Source organism: Alkalihalophilus lindianensis, from assembly GCF_032843265.1.
Lineage (GTDB): Bacteria > Bacillota > Bacilli > Bacillales > Bacillaceae_D > Alkalihalophilus > Alkalihalophilus lindianensis.
The window spans coordinates 1-242 of record NZ_JAWJBA010000918.1 but is presented as its reverse complement, the minus strand read 5'-3'; the positions used below and the strand labels follow the sequence as shown (position 1 = coordinate 242).

1 protein-coding gene is annotated in these 242 nt (G+C 70.7%); it reads left to right on the top strand.

The features are described 5' to 3' along the window. On the top strand, positions 1-242 hold a 242-nt coding region (locus RYX56_RS24790; RefSeq protein ID WP_317124445.1), incomplete at both ends, for a sensor histidine kinase.

The window sequence follows — 242 nt, the reverse complement described above, 5'->3', positions numbered from 1 at the left end:
GCCACGCAGGCGGGACGCATCACCATCGACGCGCGTCGCGACGGCGACTGGCTGGTGCTGGCGGTGAGCGATACGGGCTGTGGCATCGCTCCCGACAAGCACGCGGCGATCTTCGACGCCCTCGAGCAGGTCGGCAAGCAGAGCGTGAGCGAGTCCGGCATCGGGCTCGGTCTCGCGATCGTGCGCCAGCTGGTCGAGGTCCTGGACGGCGAGATCCTCGTCGAGAGCGCGCTCGGCTCCGG